Source organism: Achromobacter sp. Root170, from assembly GCF_001428165.1.
GTDB lineage: Bacteria > Pseudomonadota > Gammaproteobacteria > Burkholderiales > Burkholderiaceae_B > Achromobacter > Achromobacter mucicolens.
Window position 1 is genome coordinate 678,425 of sequence record NZ_LMHN01000001.1, and the last position, 15,601, is coordinate 694,025.

Sequence of the window (15,601 nt, forward strand, 5' to 3'; positions counted from 1 at the left end):
TATATCCGGACGGGGGTTGTCGGTTGATGCGCCGCCCAGTGACTGAAATTTAGAATTCCGGCCTGGCCGTGACAAAGGTTCGTTTGTCAGCTATAAGACGAGAAAAATTCATCTATGTGAGCCCCGCCCATGCAACGCCGGTCCCTCCCGCTTTCCGCGCTGCGCGCCTTCGAGGCCGCCGCGCGCCTGGGCAGCTTCAAGGCCGCCGCCGAGGAACTTGCCGTCACCCCCACGGCCGTCAGCCATCAGATCCGCGCGCTGGAAGCAGGGACGGGCCTGGCGCTGTTCGATCGCCAGGTGCGCAGGGTGACGCTGACCGACACCGGGGCGCAGCTTTACCCGGTGCTGCGTGATGGCTTCGACAAATTCGAGGCGACTCTGGCGCGCCTGACGCAGCAGCGCACGCGCGCGCAGGTCAGCATTTCCGCGACCAATGCGTTCACCGTGAAGTGGCTGGTGCCGCGCATGGCCGATTTCCGGCGCCGGCATCCGGATATCGATCTGCAGCTGCAGGCCAGCGACGACCTCGTCGACCTGCGCTCGTCCGCCGTCGACATCGCCATCCGCTATGGCCGGGGGCCATACCCCGGGCTGGCGGTGCAGCCCTTGTTCACCGACCGGTTCGCACCGGTGGCCAATCCCCGCCTGGGCGTCGTCTCGCCCGACGATCTGGCGCGGGTGCCGCTGATCCGCTTTGACTGGAAGCGCGCGCAACCCGACAACCCGACGTGGGAGCGCTGGTTCGCGATCGCCGGGCGTCCGCTGCCGCCGGAAGCCGGGCAGTTGCGGTTCTCGGATGAAGGCCATGCGATACAGGCCGCGGTGGCCGGGCACGGGATCGCGTTGGTCAGCCTGGCGCTGGTGGATGATGAGTTGCGGGCGGGGCACCTGGCGCAGCCGTTCGGACCCGAGATCGACGGGCACACGTATCACCTGGCGATGTTCGCCGGGCGGGAGGCGTCGGGGGCGGTTCAGGCGGTGGCGGGGTGGCTGAAGGGGCAGGCAAACCCCGTCAGCCCATGATCCGGTTCCGGCCGGCCCGCTTGGCTTGATAGAGCTTGGCGTCAGCCTCTTGATACATCGCTTCCCAGGATTCAAAGCGATCCGTGTGCGCCACGCCCGCGCTGATCGTGATCGGTGCCTCGCCGCCCGGATCCCGCACGGTTTGCTCCACCGCGGCACGCAGGCGTTCCGCGTAGCGCAGGGCCTCGGGCAGATCGGTGTCTGGCAGGAAGATGCCGAATTCCTCGCCGCCGATGCGCCCAAGCACGTCGTGCTTACGCACCGCTTGTTCAAGGACCTTGGCCACTTGCGTGAGCGCCTTGTCCCCGCTCTGGTGCCCATGCAGATCATTGATGCGCTTGAAATTGTCCACATCGCAGACGATGAGCGCCACCGGGGCGTGTCCGTTCGATCGGAGCGTGCGCACGCGTGTTTCGAAGCCGCGCCGGTTGTAGACGCCCGTCAGCCAATCCTTGTCGCCTTCCTTGCGGACCTCGTCAATGGCGTCGGCTGCAATCGCAATCAGCAGCGTGAGCGCCAGCGCAACGCTGAATACCGCTAGAGAAAGCTGCAACGTTTGCCAGAATGCCGAGTCGGCAAACGCAAGCGCGCCCTGTGGCGCCAGCTTGCCCATGCTGAGCAATGTGCGCGGAACAAAGTGCAGGCCGAAAAGCAGCACCACAAAGAAGAGCGCCTTGTCGATCGGGCGCTGACGCGAAGCGCGCCGCATGCGCCACGCGGCGTAGCAGAACAGCAATCCGAAGCCTGCATTAAGCACGTAAACGCGCACGAGCAGGTTGCGATCGACGTAGAAGAAGTACCAAAGCGCGGCCATGATCGCCGCGCCATAGAGGCCATACGCGGTCCAGGGAAGGCGAACGCGTGCGCGTTCAAGGACGCCCTGCACGACCAGGCAAGCCGCCGCCGTGTACAGCAACCCCGAAACCAGCGCGTTGAGCCCCGTGTCGCGGGGCACGTACAGAACTTGTGAAACCGCTCCGCACGCAAACGTCGCGCAGCCTGCGGCGAGGTGCAGCAGAAAACGTTTGCGATGGAAGAAGAACCAGATGGCGAGGAAGGTAACGCCGAAGATCAATAGCAGCGCGGGTGCGATCAGCGACAGCGTTACTCGGACTTGCGAACCTGCCATCGGGTCCTCGGGTGACGTGGCGGCGCGGCCAGGACGCTCAGGTGGCCAGGAAGCGCGTGACCTCGTCCCAATCGTTGGTCGACAGGGCGAGGTCCTCGTAGTCGTCAGCTTCCTCGTCGTAGCGCGACACACAGAAGCGCTGGCTCCGGCCGGATTCCCGGTCGGCATAGTTGGCGTAGTCGACGTACACCTTCAGTCCACGCGCCTCGTTCGTGAATGAAGGCGCTGCATCGATATAGCTCGATGAGTCTGAATACCCTTCGGGAAGGGGCGGCAGGGTGGTGATGTCGAAGTCGGGAAACTCGCGACGCAGGCGATCAAGGTTCATATGAGAAGCATATTGAGGCTGGAAGCCTGACATTTTACGTTGCTCGCTGTCAGGCGCTCAGGCGTCCCCAATTTAATGCTTCGCACCCACCAGCACCGGCTTGTCGCGCCACCAATCCGGAAACGTCTTTGCCAGGTTCTCCACCTTGGGCATGTCATTGATCACGATGTACAGGCTGTTCGGATTGCGCACCAGATAATCCTGGTGATAGTCCTCGGCGGGATAGAACGCCTGCAGCGGTTCAATGGTGGTGGCCAGCGCTTTGGGATACACCCCCGTCTTGTTGAGCTGCGCGATGTACGCCTCGGCCACCTTGCGCTGGCTGTCATTGGCGGGAAAGACGGCGGATCGATACTGCGTGCCGTGGTCGGGGCCCTGGCGGTTGAGCTGGGTGGGATCGTGAGCGACCGAAAAGTAGATCTGCAACAGCTGGCCGTAGCTGATCTGCCGGGGGTCGTACGTGATTTCCACGGCTTCCGCGTGACCGGTGCGGCCGCTGCCGACGGCGTTGTAGTTGGCCGTGCCGGCCTGCCCGCCGGCATATCCCGATACGGCGTTGCTTACGCCCTTCACGTGCTGGAACACGGCCTGCACGCCCCAGAAGCAGCCGCCTGCGATGACGGCTTTTTCCTGCGTGGCGGTTGCCGCCGCACTGGCTGCCTGGTCCGCGGCAGGCGGCGGGATGATGAAGGCCCGTTCGGCGGCTGGCGTGGCGCTTGAAATGAGGAGGCCGCCAGCGGTGGCGAGCGCGGCGCAGAGCCGGCGCAGGGGGGGATGCTTGGACATGATGTCGGGTCCTTTCAGGAATGCAGATCGCGGATCAGGCTTGCGGGGCGAAGGTCATGGCCACGCCGTTCATGCAATAGCGCAGGCCGGTGGGGCGCGGGCCGTCGTCGAACACGTGGCCCAGATGGCCGCCGCAGTTGGCGCAATGGACGGCGATGCGGACCATGCCGAAGCTGCGGTCGCGCGTTTCGCCGACGGCGCTGGGCAAGGGCTGCCAGAAGCTGGGCCAGCCGGTGCCGCTGTCGAACTTGGTCGATGAGGAGAACAAGGGGTGTTCGCAGCCGGCGCAGGCGAAGGTGCCTTTGCGGTGTTCGTCGTTGAGCGGGCTGGAGTAGGGGCGCTCGGTGCCGTCGCGGCGCAGCACCTGATACTGCTCGCGCGTCAGGCGTTCGCGCCATTGCGCGTCCGTCAGCGTGTAGGGAAACGATGCCGTGGCCGGGGCCGCCTGCGCGCTGACGCCGCGCGCGGCCAGCAAGGGGGCAAGGCCCGCGGCGGCGGCTGCCGCGCCGCCCAGCCCCAGAAAGTGTCTGCGTTTGAGGTTCATGGCGAATTCCGTGCGGGTTCGTTCAGGCGGGGACCGGTTCACGCGGTCCCCGCGCGGGTTTACTTCTGCATGCCGTCCTTGGACATGCCATCCTTGCCCATCGCGTCCTTGGACATTGAATTCTTGGACATGGAATCCTTGGACATCGAATTCTTGGACATCGAATCTTTCGACATGGAGTCCTTGGACATCGAATCCTTGGACATCGAGCCCTTCGACATGCCATCGCGAGACATCGAGTCCTTCTTCATGCCGTCCTGGGACGGCGCTTCCTTGGACATGCCGCTCTTGCTCATGCCTTCCTTGCCCATGGTGTCGGCGGCTTGGGCGGCCGTGGCGCCAAAGGCCAGGCACAGGGACAGGGCGGCGGTGGTCAGTTTGCTCATGATGCGTTCCTTTGTTCAGGGGAAAAAAGAAGGGAATTCACCTAGCTTCCGCCGAACCAGTTGTAGCCCTGGTCCTCCCAGTAACCGCCCGGGTAGGTGTTGGTGACGAAAATTGCCTGGATGTGCTTGGGGTTCTTGTATCCAAGCTTGGTAGGCATGCGCAGCTTCATGGGGAAGCCGTACTCGGGGGGCAGCGTCCGGCCGTCGTAGGTCAGGGCCAGGATCGTCTGCGGATGCAGCGCGGTGGGCATGTCGATGCTGGTGTAGTAGTCGTCGGCGCACTTGAAGCCGACATACTTGGCCGACAGGTCGGCGCCGACGCGTTTCAAGAAATCCGCGAACGGCACGCCGCCCCATTTGCCGATGGCGCTCCAGCCTTCGACGCAGATGTGCCGGGTGACCTGATCCACCTGCGCCATCGCGCGCAGCTCGTCCAGCCGCCAGCGGCGCTTGTCGGCCACCAGGCCGGTGACTTCCAGCCGGAACGACGCCTCGTCCACCTGCGGCACCTCGTCGATGCCGTAAAAGGCATTGAAGGGAAACGGCCGGGTGATCATGGATTCGGGATAGGTTGGCGCAAGTTTGGCGGGATCGAAGATCCAGCCCTGCACGCGGTCGTTGAAGCGGGAGACGGCCGACAGCGCCTGTTCGACGCTCTCGTCGTCGGACAGCGAGCACCCCGACAGCATGGCCAGGCCGCCCAGTGTCAGGCCACGGCGCAGGAAGGCGCGGCGGGACGGCTGCTCGACGCGCTTGTCCAGCAGTTTCCCGGCTTCGCGCAGGATGGCCGGGGCGTCCAGGCCCGGCAGAAGGCGTCGTTTATCGGTCATGGCAGGCTCTCCCTATTTGCCGCGGATCATGGTGAGCAGGCTGCGGGGCACCAGCGCCACCATTGCCAGGTGCACGGCGACAAACCCGGCCAAAAGCGCCATTGCAAAAAAGTGCACGCGCCGCGCGGCCTCGTAGCCGCCCATCAGGTCGCGCAACAGGCCGAACTGCACGGACTTCCACAGCACCAGGCCGGACAACACCAGCACGGCGATGTCCACCATCACAAAGAGGTACGCCAGGCGCTGCACCTGGTTGTAGCGGCGCGGGTCGGCGTGCGACAGCCGGCCCCGCAGCGCGGCCAGCAGGTCGCGGACCACGCCCCCCGGGCTGACGGGCAGGAATTTGCGCCACAGACGGCCGCTGGCGGCGTTCAACGCCATATAGATGAGGCCATTGGCCACCAGCAGCCACATGCCGGCAAAGTGCCACTGCAAAGCCCCGCCCAGCCAGCCGCCCATCGTGATGCCGTTGGGAAAGGTGAAATCGAAAAAGGGCGCGGCGTTGTAGATGCGCCAGCCGCTCATGGCCATGATGACCACGGCAAGGGCGTTCAGCCAATGCGTGACCCGCAACCAGCGGGGGTGTATGGCCGGCTGAGGGGCGCCCGGCGCTTGTTCGATTGCAGGTGGAGCCATCATGGCGGTCTCCGGTGAATGTCGTTGGACGCATTCTTCCCCGGCGCCAATACCGAAGTCCTCACGCAAAGTTAAATTAAATGTGAACTTTGGCCCCCGCCGATTGGCGACAATAGGCGCATCGCTCACGCCCCAGGTTGCCCCATGGATACGCCCCGCCGCGTACTGATAGTTGAAGACGACGCCCACATTGCCGAACTGCTGCGCCTGCACCTGCGCGACGAGGGCTACGCGGTCGAGCATGCGGCCGACGGCAACGAGGGCATGCGCCTGCTTGAAGAAGGCGGCTGGGATGCGCTGGTGCTGGATCTGATGCTGCCGGGCATCGATGGCCTGGAAATCTGCAAGCGGGCACGCGCGATGGCGCGCTACACCCCCATCATCATCACCAGCGCGCGCTCCAGCGAGGTGCACCGCATCCTGGGGCTGGAACTGGGCGCGGACGACTACCTGGCCAAGCCGTTCTCGATGCTGGAACTGGTGGCGCGCGTGCGTGCGCTGCTGCGCCGCAGCGATGCCATCGAACGCAATGCGCGCGAGGAGGCCGGCAGCCTGTCCGTCCATGGCGTGTCGATCGACCCCATCGCCAGGACGGTGGACGTGGATGCGCGCCGGCTGGATCTCACGCCGCGCGAGTTCGACCTGCTGCACTTTTTTGCGCGGCATCCGGACAAGGTGTTCTCGCGCATGGACCTGCTGAACCAGGTGTGGGGCTACCAGCACGAGGGATACGAGCACACGGTCAACACCCATATCAACCGGCTGCGCACCAAGATCGAGGCCGACCCGTCCGACCCGCAGCGCATCCTGACGGTCTGGGGCCGGGGTTACAAGTTCGCGGCCGCGCCAGGGGGACAGCCATGAAGCGCTTCACCCTGACCCAGCGCCTGTCGGGCGTGTTTGCGCTGCTCTTGCTTGCCTGCTGCGGCGCGTCCGCCTGGCTGCAGATCGCGGCCAACTCGCGCTATGAACAGGAGGTCGTGCAGCGGCTGTCCAGCGGACTGGCGCAGCACATCGCCGGTTCCACCGAACTGATGGACGCCAGCGGCTGGAAGCCGGGCGCGGTCCGGTCGATGTTCGACATGCTGATGACCGTGAATCCCGCGGTTGAGGTCTATCTGCTGTCGAGCGATGGCCGCATCGTGGGCGACGCCGCGCCGCCCGGGCAAATCAAGCGCGAACGCGTGGACCTCGGTCCGGTCAAGCGTCTGCTGGCCGGGGGGATGCTGCCTATCACGGGCGACGATCCGCGCAGCGCCGATGCGCAAAAGGTGTTCAGCGCCGCGCCCGTGCGCGTGGATGGGCGCGAACAGGGCTATGTGTACGTAGTGCTGCAGGGGCAGGCGCATGATGCGCTGGCGATGGATGTGTCGCGCAGTTCGGTACTGCGCACCACGCTCTGGTCGATCGCGCTGGTGGCCTTGCTGGGATTGGTGGCGGGGCTGGCCGCGTTTGCGCTCATCACGCGGCCGTTGCGGGGGCTGACACGCGCGGTGCGCGCGTTTGAGAGCGACGACGGCCAGGCGCTGGCCGCGCTGGAGCAGCCGGGCGACGCGGCCGCCCGCAATGGCGACGAGATCGCGGTGCTGCGGCGCACGTTTGCGCAGATGGGGCGGCGCATCTCGGAACAGTGGCGGGAACTGACGCGCCAGGACCAGCAGCGCCGGGACCTGGTCGCCAATATTTCGCACGATCTGCGCACGCCGCTGACATCGCTGCACGGGTATCTGGAAACGCTGCGATTCAAGGACGAGACGCTTGCGCCGTCCGAGCGCCGCCGCTATCTGGATATCGCGCTGGCGCAAAGCCGCAAGGTGGGGCGGCTGGCGCAGGAGCTATTCGAACTGGCGCGGCTGGAGTCCGGACTGGTGCGCCTTGAGCCCGAGACGTTTTCGCTGCCTGAACTGGTGCAGGACGTGATGCAGAAGTTCGAACTGGCCGCCGAGGCGCGCCAGCAGCGGCTGTCCACGGACATCGCGCAGGCGCTGCCGCCCGTGCGTGCGGACCTGGGCCTGATCGAGCGTGTGCTGACGAACCTGTTGGACAACGCGATCCGCCATAGCCCGCCGGGCGGCCGGATCGAATTGCAGCTGGGTCTGGCGCGCAACCGCGTGCGCGTGCAGGTCAGCGATTCCGGCGCGGGCATTCCGGACGAATTGCGTGCCGGACTATTCACGCGCGCCTCGGCGCTGAACCGGGGGCCTAGCGAGGGCGGCGGGTTGGGGCTGGTGATCGTGCAGCGCATCCTGCAACTGCACCAGAGCGAGATCCGGCTGGTCGACGACGCCGAGGGCGGGGCGGTGTTTCAATTCGAGCTTGCGGCGGCAACGCCCGCCTGAACGACATATCAGCCGGGCGCTTCGCCCGTCACGCGGTGGATGATGCCGCGCACCGCGTCCACCTCCAGCACATCGCCGGTGGCGACGTCTTGCAGGATGCCGTGGACGCTGACCACGGCGGGGATGCCAAATTCGCGCGCCACGATGGCGGCGTGCGACAGATAACCGCCGACTTCCATCACCACCGCGCCCGCGCGCAAAAAGAGGGGCGTCCACGCCGGGTCGGAAGACGCCGCGACCAGGATGCCGCCGGCCGGCATCGCCAGGCCCTCGTCGGGCGTGCGCGCCACGAACGCGCGCCCACGCGCGCGGCCCCCGGCCACCGGCGTGCCGCGCCAGGCGTTCATTGCGCCGGCCGCAGGCGCGCGCGCTTCCTGTTCGCGGGCTTGCGGGGTGGCGCCGGCGTGATCGGTGATGACATCCAGATCGGGCAGGGCCGACCAGGCCTGCAATTGCGCCCGCCGGGCCGTGGCGCGCCGGCCCAGCGCCGCCGCGCCGATCCGGTCGTCCGCCAGCGCGAAGATCTCGGCCGCATTCAGGTGGAAGACGTCGTCGGGCGCGGCCAGCCCGTGCGGACCGGCGGTGCGGCGACCCAGTTCCAGCGCGCTTCGGCGGGCCACGGCCAGGTAAGCCACGAGCACGCTGCGCGCCGCCTCGCGCTGGTTGCCTTCCAGGCGGGAGGCGGCCAGCAGCTTGGCCGCCAGCGGCCGCTGCCAGAAGGGCAAGGCACGGCGCACGCGGCGCCATGCCGCTTGCGCGGCCTCGCGCTGCCGCGTGCGCAGGGCGGCCGGATCGGCGCCGATCAGGTTCAGCACGCTGTTCAGCAAATAGCCCGGCGCCTCGCGCCAACGCGGGTTGCGCAGGTAGGTTTCGTACACGGCGCGGTGGCCGTAGCGGTCCAGGAATTCGGCAAAGGCCGTCTTGAAGGGGCTGACGCCTGGCAGCGCCTCGGCCCACGCGGCGTCGACGCGGTCCGGCGCGCGAAGCCAGGCAAGCGCCTGCGCGTCCTCGGCCGCCAGCTGGGCCAGCGTCATCAGGGCGTAGCCCTGCTGCGCGGTGACGCTGGGGTCGCCGCCTGCCATCAGGGCGGCGGTCAGCGCATGGCCTTCGCCGGGCACGGCTTTCTCGACCAGTTCCAGCAGCTTGGAAAGCGCCCCGCCCCCCGAGCCCTGCAAAAAGAACAGTTCATCCGCGGCCAGCACGGTTTCGAACTGCTGGCGCAAGCTGGCGCCCAGCGCGGGGTTGGACGCCGGCAAGGGTGCCCTGAGCCATTGCTGCGCGCGGGCCAGCAGCCGGGGCAGGTTGGCGGCGGCGTGACGGCGCAGGGGCGCGGCACGGCGAAGATAGCGCACGATGCGCAGGCCGTGCCGCACGCGCTGACCCAGGGACAGCGGCTTCACGTGGATTTCGGGCTGTGCGCCGCCCAGCAGCGCGTTCATGTCGCGGGGCTTGACGCCCAGCGCGTCGTAGCCGACCCACTGGATGACCGAGGCATTGAGATAGGCGCGGCCATGCAGCAACGCGGCCAGCCGCACGCCGGGCAGGGTTTCGTAGCCGCTCAGTTCGAATCCGCAGGTCAGCATGCGCTGGGCCATGACGCGCCCCGCATCCCATTCCATTGCCGACATCACCTGCGGCAACACTTCGCGCGTGTTGCCGCGCGACCAATAGTCGGGCTGGCCTTGCAATGCGGGATAGGTGTGGCGCGCGGACGCGGTGACGGGCCGGGCCTGCACGATCCAGAATCTCTCGCCGTCCCACGCCCACTCGATGTCGTAGCCGGCGCCGCTGTAGTCCAGCGCGCGGGCGGCGTCGCGAGCCATGTCGCCCAGCGTTTCGGCCTGGGCATCCGTCAGCACGGCCTGCGCGGCGCGCGCGGCGGACGTGTCGCTGAGCCGCGTTCCTCCGTTCGCGGCCGGCGTCGTGGCGAGGCGCTTGGCGCCGATGCGCCGCCGCGCGACGGGCCATGCCTGGCGCAGGTAATCCTCGCGCAGGTGGTAGGCGTCGCCGTCCGCCTCGCCGTTCACCAGCGACTCTCCCAAGCCCCAGTTCGCGTGGATGACCATCTCGTCGTGGCGGCCCGTCGCGGGATCGATGGTGAAGGCGATGCCCGAGGCCACCGCGTCGATCATCGGCATCACCACCACTGCCATGCCGCCCGCGCCGTCCGCCGGCAGGTCAAGACGCTGACGGTAAGCCTTAGCCTGGGGCGTAAATAGCGAATCCCAGATGCGCCGCAGCGCCTGGCGAACCGCCTCGGGCCCCCGCACGTTCAGGCAGGACAAGTGGATGCCGGCAAACGAGGCGCGCGCGGAGTCCTCCTGCGGCGCGGACGAGCGCAGCGCCAGAGGACGATCAAGCCAGCCGCGTTCGCACAAGGCCTCATGCAGCGTGTTCAACACGGCGTCGGGCACGTCCCGGCCCGGCTGATGGGCGTGGCTGGCCTGCGCGGCCAGCACGAAGCCGTCCGGCACCGGCACGCCGAACTGCGCCAGGCGGCCCAGTTGCCAACCCTTGCCGCCCGCGGCTTGCGGTCCGGATTCGGCCGCCGCCGCCCAGTCCAGCACCAGGGCGCTCATGCCGCGCTACCGCCGACGCCGTCCACGAAAAGGGTGATGGCGGCGTCAAATTCCTGCTTGAGCGATGCGCCTGGCTGGTCCAGCCAGCGCAGCAACGCGCCCAGGTAAAGAAACTGAAGGTGGTGCGCCAAGAGGTCCGCGTCCAGGTCTGACCGGGCCTGGTTTGCCGCTTGCGCGTCCTGGATCAACGTCGCGAACACACGCTGCAGGCCGCTGCGCGGATGGCGTTCGTCGTCGCGTCCGGTGGTCTGCATGCTGGCGAAGCGGTAGCGCAGGTAAGGGCCAAGATAGGCGCGGTGCGATTCGGACCAGTGTGCCGAGGCATGCAGCAGGCGCGTCAGCCGCGCGGCAAGCGTGGGCAGCGCCTTCAGCGCCGGCCACAATTCGGCCAGGGACGCCGCCAACTCGGCGTGAAAGCGGTGCGCCAGCAGCGCTTCCTTGACGGGAAAGTGGTTGTAGAGCGTGCCTTTGGACACGTCCGCCTGCGCGGCGATCTGCTCCATCGTGATCGCGTCGTACCCCAGGGCCTCGAAGAGCCGCCATGCGGTCTGCGTCAGATGGTCCAGCGTCTGCTGGCGCTTGCGTTCGCGGCGGCCGGCGTCGGCAGCGTCGGCGGCGGGCGAAAGAAAAGAAGAGAAGGGCATGGCGGATTCAATAATTAGACGACGTTGAAAATTATACGACGTCTAATTATTTGTGCTGGCGGTCGGCAAGAGGCGTCAGGCCTCCGCCGCGGCGGGCTCGGGTTTCACGCGTACCGCCCGCAGAATGCCGACCATCAGGCAGCCGATGCCGACAAGCGTCAATGGCGCCGGCATGGCGCCGCGCAGGATAAAGGCGTACGCCAGCGCGGCCAGTGTTTCAAACACGATGAGCTGACCGGCCAGCGCCGTGGGCAGGCGTTGGCTCGCTTCGTTCCAGCACAGCGTGCCAAGCCAGGACGCGAACAGCCCGATGGCGATCATGAGCCCCAGAAACACGTCGGGCCGCGGACCCAGCGGCATGTCGAAACGGCTGCCGGCGGCCGACATGCCGATCCACAGTAGCGCGTAGCCCGCCAGCGCCAGCGGCAGCGTGGCCACGCCCTGCGCGGTGGCCCACGTGCGAGGACTTCGGCCGGGATGGTCGCGCAGCCAGTCGGCGTTGCGCAGCGGATACCAAGTCCAGCAGACGACCGCGCCCAGCGCCAGCACGGCGCCGATCGCGTAGCGCGACAGGTCGGCGTCCGGCGCCTGGCGCAGCGCCTGCAGCTCCACCTGATTGACGCAGCCGATGCCGATTGCGATCAGGGCCAGCGACGGCGCCAGCCGCTTCCACGGCAGCCGGCCGTCGCGCCGGGCATTGCGCAGGTTGGCGCTGATGGCGATGACCACGGGCAGCGTGCCGATGATCATGGTCGGGACCGGGCCGCCGGCGCGCTGGATGGCGCTGGCCAGGCACAGGTAGTACAGCAGGTTGCCGATGGCGGCGAGCTTGACCGCCTCGATCCAGTCACTGCGGGTCAGGCGGCGCAGGTTGCGCCGGTCCAGCCAGGCGAGCGGAAGGGCGATCAGGCCGAAGGCAAGATAGCGGGCCACGGATTGCAGGGCGGCGGGGTATTCCGGCAGCAGCAGCGGCCCGATGAAGACCAGCCCCCACATCAGGCCCGCGGCCAGGGCGTAAAGGGTTCCAGCCCACATACATTGCTCCAGGTCGTGAATGCGGGCAGTCTAGCCAGCGGCGCGGGGCAGATCTTGTACGAGATTGCGGTGTGGGGCCACTCGCCGTGCGTCACTCGCCGTGCGCCACTAACCGTGCGTCACTAGCCGTGCGCCTGCCTTTGATAGCGCGCGGGGGTGATGCCGTAGCGGCGCGAGAACGCGCGGGTCAGATGGGCCTGGTCGGTCAGGCCGGCCGCGAGCGCGACCTGGGCCGGCGGCATGCCCGCAGCCAGCAGGCGCTTGGCTTCGTACAGCCGCAGCGCCATCAGCATCTGCTGCGGGGTGGCGTGATGGTGCGCCTGAAAGCTGCGCAGGAAATGGAAGGGGCTCAATCCGGCTTGCGCCGCCAGTTCGTCCAGCGTCAGACGCCGCGACAGGTTCGCGCGCAGGTACTCGATGACGTGGGCGAATCGCGGCGCGCCCTGGGCGGCGGCCGGGCGCGGCACGCGGGCATGCGGCCGGAACTGGACCAGCAGCGCGTGCAGCGCGCTGTCGAACGCCAGCGGCTCGGACGCGTGCCACAGCGTATCCAGCAAGGCCGTCACGCGTTGCGCTGCGGTGGCATCATGTCCCACCGCCGCGCCGAACCACCAGCCCGGTTCTCCCGTGACCCGCGCGGCAACGTCCGGCTCGATGTAGACCATGCGGTAGCGCCAGCCGCCTTCCGTTTCGGCGCGCCCGGTGTGCAGCTCGTCCGGGTTCATCAGCACCAGCGAGCCGGACGGCGCCAGATGGTCGGCGCCGCGATAACGGAATCGTTCGACGCCGGATTCGATGGCGCCCAGTCCGAAGGCCTCGTGCGTATGCGGTTCGAACGCGTGACGGATGATGTGCGCGCGGTAGAGCTCGACGCCGGGCTGGTGGGCCGGCCGGCGAAATTGCGCGCGGTCATTGGGATGGTCGAACGCCGCCGGCACGCCCGTGATGGGGGGCGCGGCCATATCGGGAGGGGCGGCGTCGAGGGGTTGCATGCGTGGGATTTAAGCACGCCGTCACGGCGGGCCTCCACCCTGAGTCTTAGAGCCCCACGCCTTAGACCCCGCGCCTTAGACCCCACGCCTCAATTCGCAGGGCCGCCGTCCGACTCCTGCGGCATCTCCTGCGCGCGCGCCAGCAGCAACTCACGTTCGCGGGCGTTGCGCGTCATCGCCGCCGCGCGTTCGAATTCGGCGCGCGCCTCGGGGCCGCGCCCCAGTTTGGCCAGCAGATCGGCGCGCACGCTGGGCAGCCAGTGGTAGTTCGCCAATGACGGGTCCGAAGCCAGTTGATCGACGAGGTCCAGCGCGGCCTGCGGGCCGAACGCCATGCCGATGGCGACCGCGCGATTCAGTTCCACCACCGGCGACGGCGCAGCCTGGGCGAGCGCGTCGTACAAGGCCACGATGCGCGGCCAGTCGGTTTCCGCGGGCGTGCGGGCCTGGGCGTGGCAGGCGGCCAGCGCGGCCTGCAGCGCATAGGGACCGCGCGCGCCGCCCAGCGCATCGGCGCGCGCCAGCGCCGCCAGTCCGCGGCGGATCAGCAGCGGATCCCAACGCCGCCGGTCCTGGTCCATCAACAGCACGGGCCGGCCCTGGCCATCGGTGCGCGCGTGCAGGCGAGATGCCTGCAATTCCATCAGCGCGGCCAGGCCGTGCACTTCGCCTTCGGCCGGCGTCAGTTCGGCCAGGATACGCGCCAGGCGCAGCGCTTCGTCGCACAGGCCGGGCCGCATCCAGTCGTCGCCCGAGGTTGCGGAGTACCCCTCGTTGAAGATCAGGTAGATGACCTCCAGCACGGACGCCAGGCGCGGCGCCCGGTCTGCCGCCGACGGCACCTCGAACGGCACGTTGGCCGCGGACAGGGTGCGTTTGGCGCGCACGATGCGCTGCGCAATCGCCGATTCCGATGCCAGGAAGGCGCGCGCAATTTCCGCCGTGGTCAGTCCGCCCAGCAGGCGCAGCGTCAGCGCCACGCGCGCCTCGGTGGACAAGAGCGGATGGCAGGCCGTGAAGACCAGGCGCAGCAGGTCGTCGCCGATGTCGTCCTGGCGTGCCGCGTCCAGCGCGTCGACGAAGTCGGGCTCCACGTCCGCCTGCAACGCCTCGAGTTCATGGCCGATCTGCTCGTGCTTGCGGGTATGCAGCGCATCGAGCCGCAGCCGGTCGCGCGCACGGTTCTTCGCGGTGGTCATCAGCCATGCTCCGGGATTGTCCGGTACGCCCGTCTGGGGCCAGCGTTCCAGCGCGGCGACCAGCGCATCCTGCGCCAGTTCTTCGGCCAGTCCCACGTCGCGCACGAGGCGCGCCACGCCCGCGATGACGCTGGCGGATTCGATCCGCCAGACTGCTTCGATGGCGCGATGCGTGGCCGCGATCGTCATGCGCCGGCCGCGTCGCCGGGAACCATGTAGACGAGTTCCCAGATATGCCCGTCCAGGTCCTCGAACCCGTGCGCGTACATGAAGCCGTGATCCTGCGGCGCCCGCGGCGCCGAGCCGCCCGCCGCCACGGCGCGCGCCACCAGGTCGTCGACCTCGGCCCGGCTTTCGCACGACAGGCAGACCAGCACTTCCGTCGTCTGGGTGGCATCGGCCACCGGCTTGCCGGTAAAGCCCTTGAAGAAGTCCTTCACCAGCAGCATGACGTACAGGTTGTCGCCCGCAACCATGCAGGCGCCCTGGTCGTTGGTGAAATCGGGATTGAAGCTGTAGCCCAGTCTCTTGAAGAATGCCTGGGACTTCTGCATGTCGTTGATGGGAAGGTTGACGAAGATCTGCTTGTGCATGGCGTGTCTCGTTGGAATTGTCAGGGGTTGGCTCGTCGGATTCAGAGGCTGGGAGCGGGCATCTGGCGGAAGCGCTCGACTTCCTGGCTGGGTTCGAAGTCATCCAGTTCGAACACCTGGCGCACCTCGATCTCGCAGGGTTGTCCGGGGAAGGGCGACGGAAAGCGCATCGCCCACTGCATCGCCTCTTCGCGCGAGCGCACCTGGATCATCGTGTAGCCGGCGATCAGTTCCTTGGTTTCGGCGAACGGGCCGTCGATCAGTTTGCGTTCGCCGCTTCCGTCATAGCGCACGCGCCAGCCCTTGGAGGTCGGCTGCAATCCGTTGGCATCCAGCAACACGCCCGCCTTGACCAAGGCTTCGTGATAGGTCGCCATCGAGGCGAGCAGGCTGTCGTCCGGCATCATGCCGGCTTCGCTATCGGGCGTGGCCCGGACGATGATCATGAATCGCATCTGAATCTCCTGGGTAGGCAAGGCCCGGAGGGGCGCTTGTACAGGTACGACGAACGCGGATGCCGCGGATCGACATCAATACCGAAATATCAGGGATAACACT

17 protein-coding genes are annotated in these 15,601 nt (G+C 67.6%); 3 read left to right on the forward strand and 14 right to left on the reverse strand.

From position 1 onward, the window contains the following. Nucleotides 1-129 precede the first annotated feature (129 nt). On the forward strand, nucleotides 130-1,023 hold the full coding sequence (locus ASD87_RS03095; RefSeq protein WP_056317002.1) for a LysR substrate-binding domain-containing protein: 894 nt from the start codon (nucleotides 130-132) through the stop codon (nucleotides 1,021-1,023). Here the strand turns inward: ASD87_RS03095 and ASD87_RS03100 are convergent. The 7 genes from ASD87_RS03100 to ASD87_RS03130 form a co-directional block, all read right to left on the reverse strand. Next, nucleotides 1,013-2,098 (reverse strand): diguanylate cyclase, encoded by a 1,086-nt coding sequence (locus tag ASD87_RS03100; protein WP_235512593.1) that lies wholly within the window; start codon nucleotides 2,096-2,098, stop codon nucleotides 1,013-1,015. The genes ASD87_RS03095 and ASD87_RS03100 overlap by 11 nt on opposite strands. A gap of 91 nt (nucleotides 2,099-2,189) precedes the next feature. Further along, a complete protein-coding gene (locus tag ASD87_RS03105; RefSeq protein ID WP_056317005.1) occupies nucleotides 2,190-2,480 on the reverse strand; it encodes a hypothetical protein in 291 nt (96 codons plus the stop codon). Nucleotides 2,481-2,552: 72 nt separating this feature from the next. Beyond that, nucleotides 2,553-3,266, reverse strand: a complete 714-nt coding sequence (gene msrA, locus ASD87_RS03110) for a peptide-methionine (S)-S-oxide reductase MsrA (protein WP_056317011.1) — start codon at nucleotides 3,264-3,266, stop codon at nucleotides 2,553-2,555. A 34-nt stretch (nucleotides 3,267-3,300) separates the two neighbouring features. After that, nucleotides 3,301-3,810, reverse strand: a complete 510-nt coding sequence (gene msrB / locus ASD87_RS03115) for a peptide-methionine (R)-S-oxide reductase MsrB (protein ID WP_056317014.1) — start codon at nucleotides 3,808-3,810, stop codon at nucleotides 3,301-3,303. 59 nt (nucleotides 3,811-3,869) lie between these two features. Next, nucleotides 3,870-4,196 carry a pentapeptide MXKDX repeat protein gene (locus tag ASD87_RS03120; protein ID WP_056317017.1) on the reverse strand — a complete coding sequence of 109 codons (327 nt, stop codon included), beginning with the start codon at nucleotides 4,194-4,196 and terminating at the stop codon, nucleotides 3,870-3,872. A 41-nt stretch (nucleotides 4,197-4,237) separates the two neighbouring features. After that, complete coding sequence (locus ASD87_RS03125; RefSeq protein ID WP_056317018.1) at nucleotides 4,238-5,026, reverse strand: molybdopterin-dependent oxidoreductase; 789 nt, start codon at nucleotides 5,024-5,026, stop codon at nucleotides 4,238-4,240. Nucleotides 5,027-5,038: 12 nt separating this feature from the next. Then, nucleotides 5,039-5,665: a cytochrome b/b6 domain-containing protein gene (locus ASD87_RS03130; protein WP_082586182.1), complete on the reverse strand. Its 627-nt coding sequence runs from the start codon at nucleotides 5,663-5,665 to the stop codon at nucleotides 5,039-5,041. Between the two features lie 141 nt (nucleotides 5,666-5,806). Here ASD87_RS03130 and ASD87_RS03135 point away from each other — a divergent pair, with 141 nt between their 5' ends. After that, complete coding sequence (locus ASD87_RS03135; protein ID WP_056317023.1) at nucleotides 5,807-6,526, forward strand: response regulator transcription factor; 720 nt, start codon at nucleotides 5,807-5,809, stop codon at nucleotides 6,524-6,526. Next, nucleotides 6,523-8,001, forward strand: coding sequence for a HAMP domain-containing sensor histidine kinase (locus ASD87_RS03140; RefSeq protein WP_056317024.1), 1,479 nt, complete (start codon nucleotides 6,523-6,525; stop codon nucleotides 7,999-8,001). The genes ASD87_RS03135 and ASD87_RS03140 overlap by 4 nt, the downstream gene beginning before the upstream one ends. An 8-nt stretch (nucleotides 8,002-8,009) precedes the next feature. Here the strand turns inward: ASD87_RS03140 and ASD87_RS03145 are convergent, their stop codons facing one another. The 7 genes from ASD87_RS03145 to ASD87_RS03175 all read right to left on the reverse strand — a co-directional run bounded on the left by ASD87_RS03145 (nucleotide 8,010) and on the right by ASD87_RS03175 (nucleotide 15,498). Continuing rightward, complete coding sequence (locus ASD87_RS03145; RefSeq protein ID WP_056317025.1) at nucleotides 8,010-10,580, reverse strand: PEP/pyruvate-binding domain-containing protein; 2,571 nt, start codon at nucleotides 10,578-10,580, stop codon at nucleotides 8,010-8,012. Next, complete coding sequence (locus ASD87_RS03150; RefSeq protein ID WP_056317026.1) at nucleotides 10,577-11,224, reverse strand: TetR/AcrR family transcriptional regulator; 648 nt, start codon at nucleotides 11,222-11,224, stop codon at nucleotides 10,577-10,579. Before ASD87_RS03150 ends, ASD87_RS03145 begins: the two co-directional genes overlap by 4 nt. A 75-nt stretch (nucleotides 11,225-11,299) precedes the next feature. Then, entirely contained in the window at nucleotides 11,300-12,259 is a 960-nt protein-coding gene (locus ASD87_RS03155; protein ID WP_056317030.1) for a DMT family transporter, read from the reverse strand. 122 nt (nucleotides 12,260-12,381) lie between these two features. After that, complete coding sequence (locus tag ASD87_RS03160) at nucleotides 12,382-13,251, reverse strand: AraC family transcriptional regulator (protein ID WP_056317031.1); 870 nt, start codon at nucleotides 13,249-13,251, stop codon at nucleotides 12,382-12,384. An 89-nt stretch (nucleotides 13,252-13,340) separates the two neighbouring features. Next, nucleotides 13,341-14,639, reverse strand: coding sequence for an RNA polymerase sigma factor (locus tag ASD87_RS03165; protein WP_056317032.1), 1,299 nt, complete (start codon nucleotides 14,637-14,639; stop codon nucleotides 13,341-13,343). Beyond that, nucleotides 14,636-15,043, reverse strand: coding sequence for a VOC family protein (locus tag ASD87_RS03170; protein ID WP_056317034.1), 408 nt, complete (start codon nucleotides 15,041-15,043; stop codon nucleotides 14,636-14,638). The genes ASD87_RS03165 and ASD87_RS03170 overlap by 4 nt, the downstream gene beginning before the upstream one ends. 41 nt (nucleotides 15,044-15,084) lie before the next feature. Further along, nucleotides 15,085-15,498: a YciI family protein gene (locus tag ASD87_RS03175; protein ID WP_056317037.1), complete on the reverse strand. Its 414-nt coding sequence runs from the start codon at nucleotides 15,496-15,498 to the stop codon at nucleotides 15,085-15,087. Nucleotides 15,499-15,601 lie beyond the last annotated feature (103 nt).

Excerpts from the sequence above, each read along its gene's own strand:
- ASD87_RS03095 (WP_056317002.1), top strand. The coding sequence starts at position 130 with ATGCAACGCCGGTCCCTCCCGCTTTCCGCGCTGCGCGCCTTCGAGGCC.
- ASD87_RS03105 (WP_056317005.1), bottom strand. The coding sequence starts at position 2,480 with ATGAACCTTGATCGCCTGCGTCGCGAGTTTCCCGACTTCGACATCACC.
- msrA (WP_056317011.1), bottom strand. The coding sequence starts at position 3,266 with ATGTCCAAGCATCCCCCCCTGCGCCGGCTCTGCGCCGCGCTCGCCACC.
- msrB (WP_056317014.1), bottom strand. The coding sequence starts at position 3,810 with ATGAACCTCAAACGCAGACACTTTCTGGGGCTGGGCGGCGCGGCAGCC.
- ASD87_RS03120 (WP_056317017.1), bottom strand. The coding sequence starts at position 4,196 with ATGAGCAAACTGACCACCGCCGCCCTGTCCCTGTGCCTGGCCTTTGGC.
- ASD87_RS03125 (WP_056317018.1), bottom strand. The coding sequence starts at position 5,026 with ATGACCGATAAACGACGCCTTCTGCCGGGCCTGGACGCCCCGGCCATC.
- ASD87_RS03130 (WP_082586182.1), bottom strand. The coding sequence starts at position 5,665 with ATGATGGCTCCACCTGCAATCGAACAAGCGCCGGGCGCCCCTCAGCCG.
- ASD87_RS03135 (WP_056317023.1), top strand. The coding sequence starts at position 5,807 with ATGGATACGCCCCGCCGCGTACTGATAGTTGAAGACGACGCCCACATT.
- ASD87_RS03140 (WP_056317024.1), top strand. The coding sequence starts at position 6,523 with ATGAAGCGCTTCACCCTGACCCAGCGCCTGTCGGGCGTGTTTGCGCTG.
- ASD87_RS03145 (WP_056317025.1), bottom strand. The coding sequence starts at position 10,580 with ATGAGCGCCCTGGTGCTGGACTGGGCGGCGGCGGCCGAATCCGGACCG.
- ASD87_RS03150 (WP_056317026.1), bottom strand. The coding sequence starts at position 11,224 with ATGCCCTTCTCTTCTTTTCTTTCGCCCGCCGCCGACGCTGCCGACGCC.
- ASD87_RS03155 (WP_056317030.1), bottom strand. The coding sequence starts at position 12,259 with ATGTGGGCTGGAACCCTTTACGCCCTGGCCGCGGGCCTGATGTGGGGG.
- ASD87_RS03160 (WP_056317031.1), bottom strand. The coding sequence starts at position 13,251 with ATGCAACCCCTCGACGCCGCCCCTCCCGATATGGCCGCGCCCCCCATC.
- ASD87_RS03165 (WP_056317032.1), bottom strand. The coding sequence starts at position 14,639 with ATGACGATCGCGGCCACGCATCGCGCCATCGAAGCAGTCTGGCGGATC.
- ASD87_RS03170 (WP_056317034.1), bottom strand. The coding sequence starts at position 15,043 with ATGCACAAGCAGATCTTCGTCAACCTTCCCATCAACGACATGCAGAAG.
- ASD87_RS03175 (WP_056317037.1), bottom strand. The coding sequence starts at position 15,498 with ATGCGATTCATGATCATCGTCCGGGCCACGCCCGATAGCGAAGCCGGC.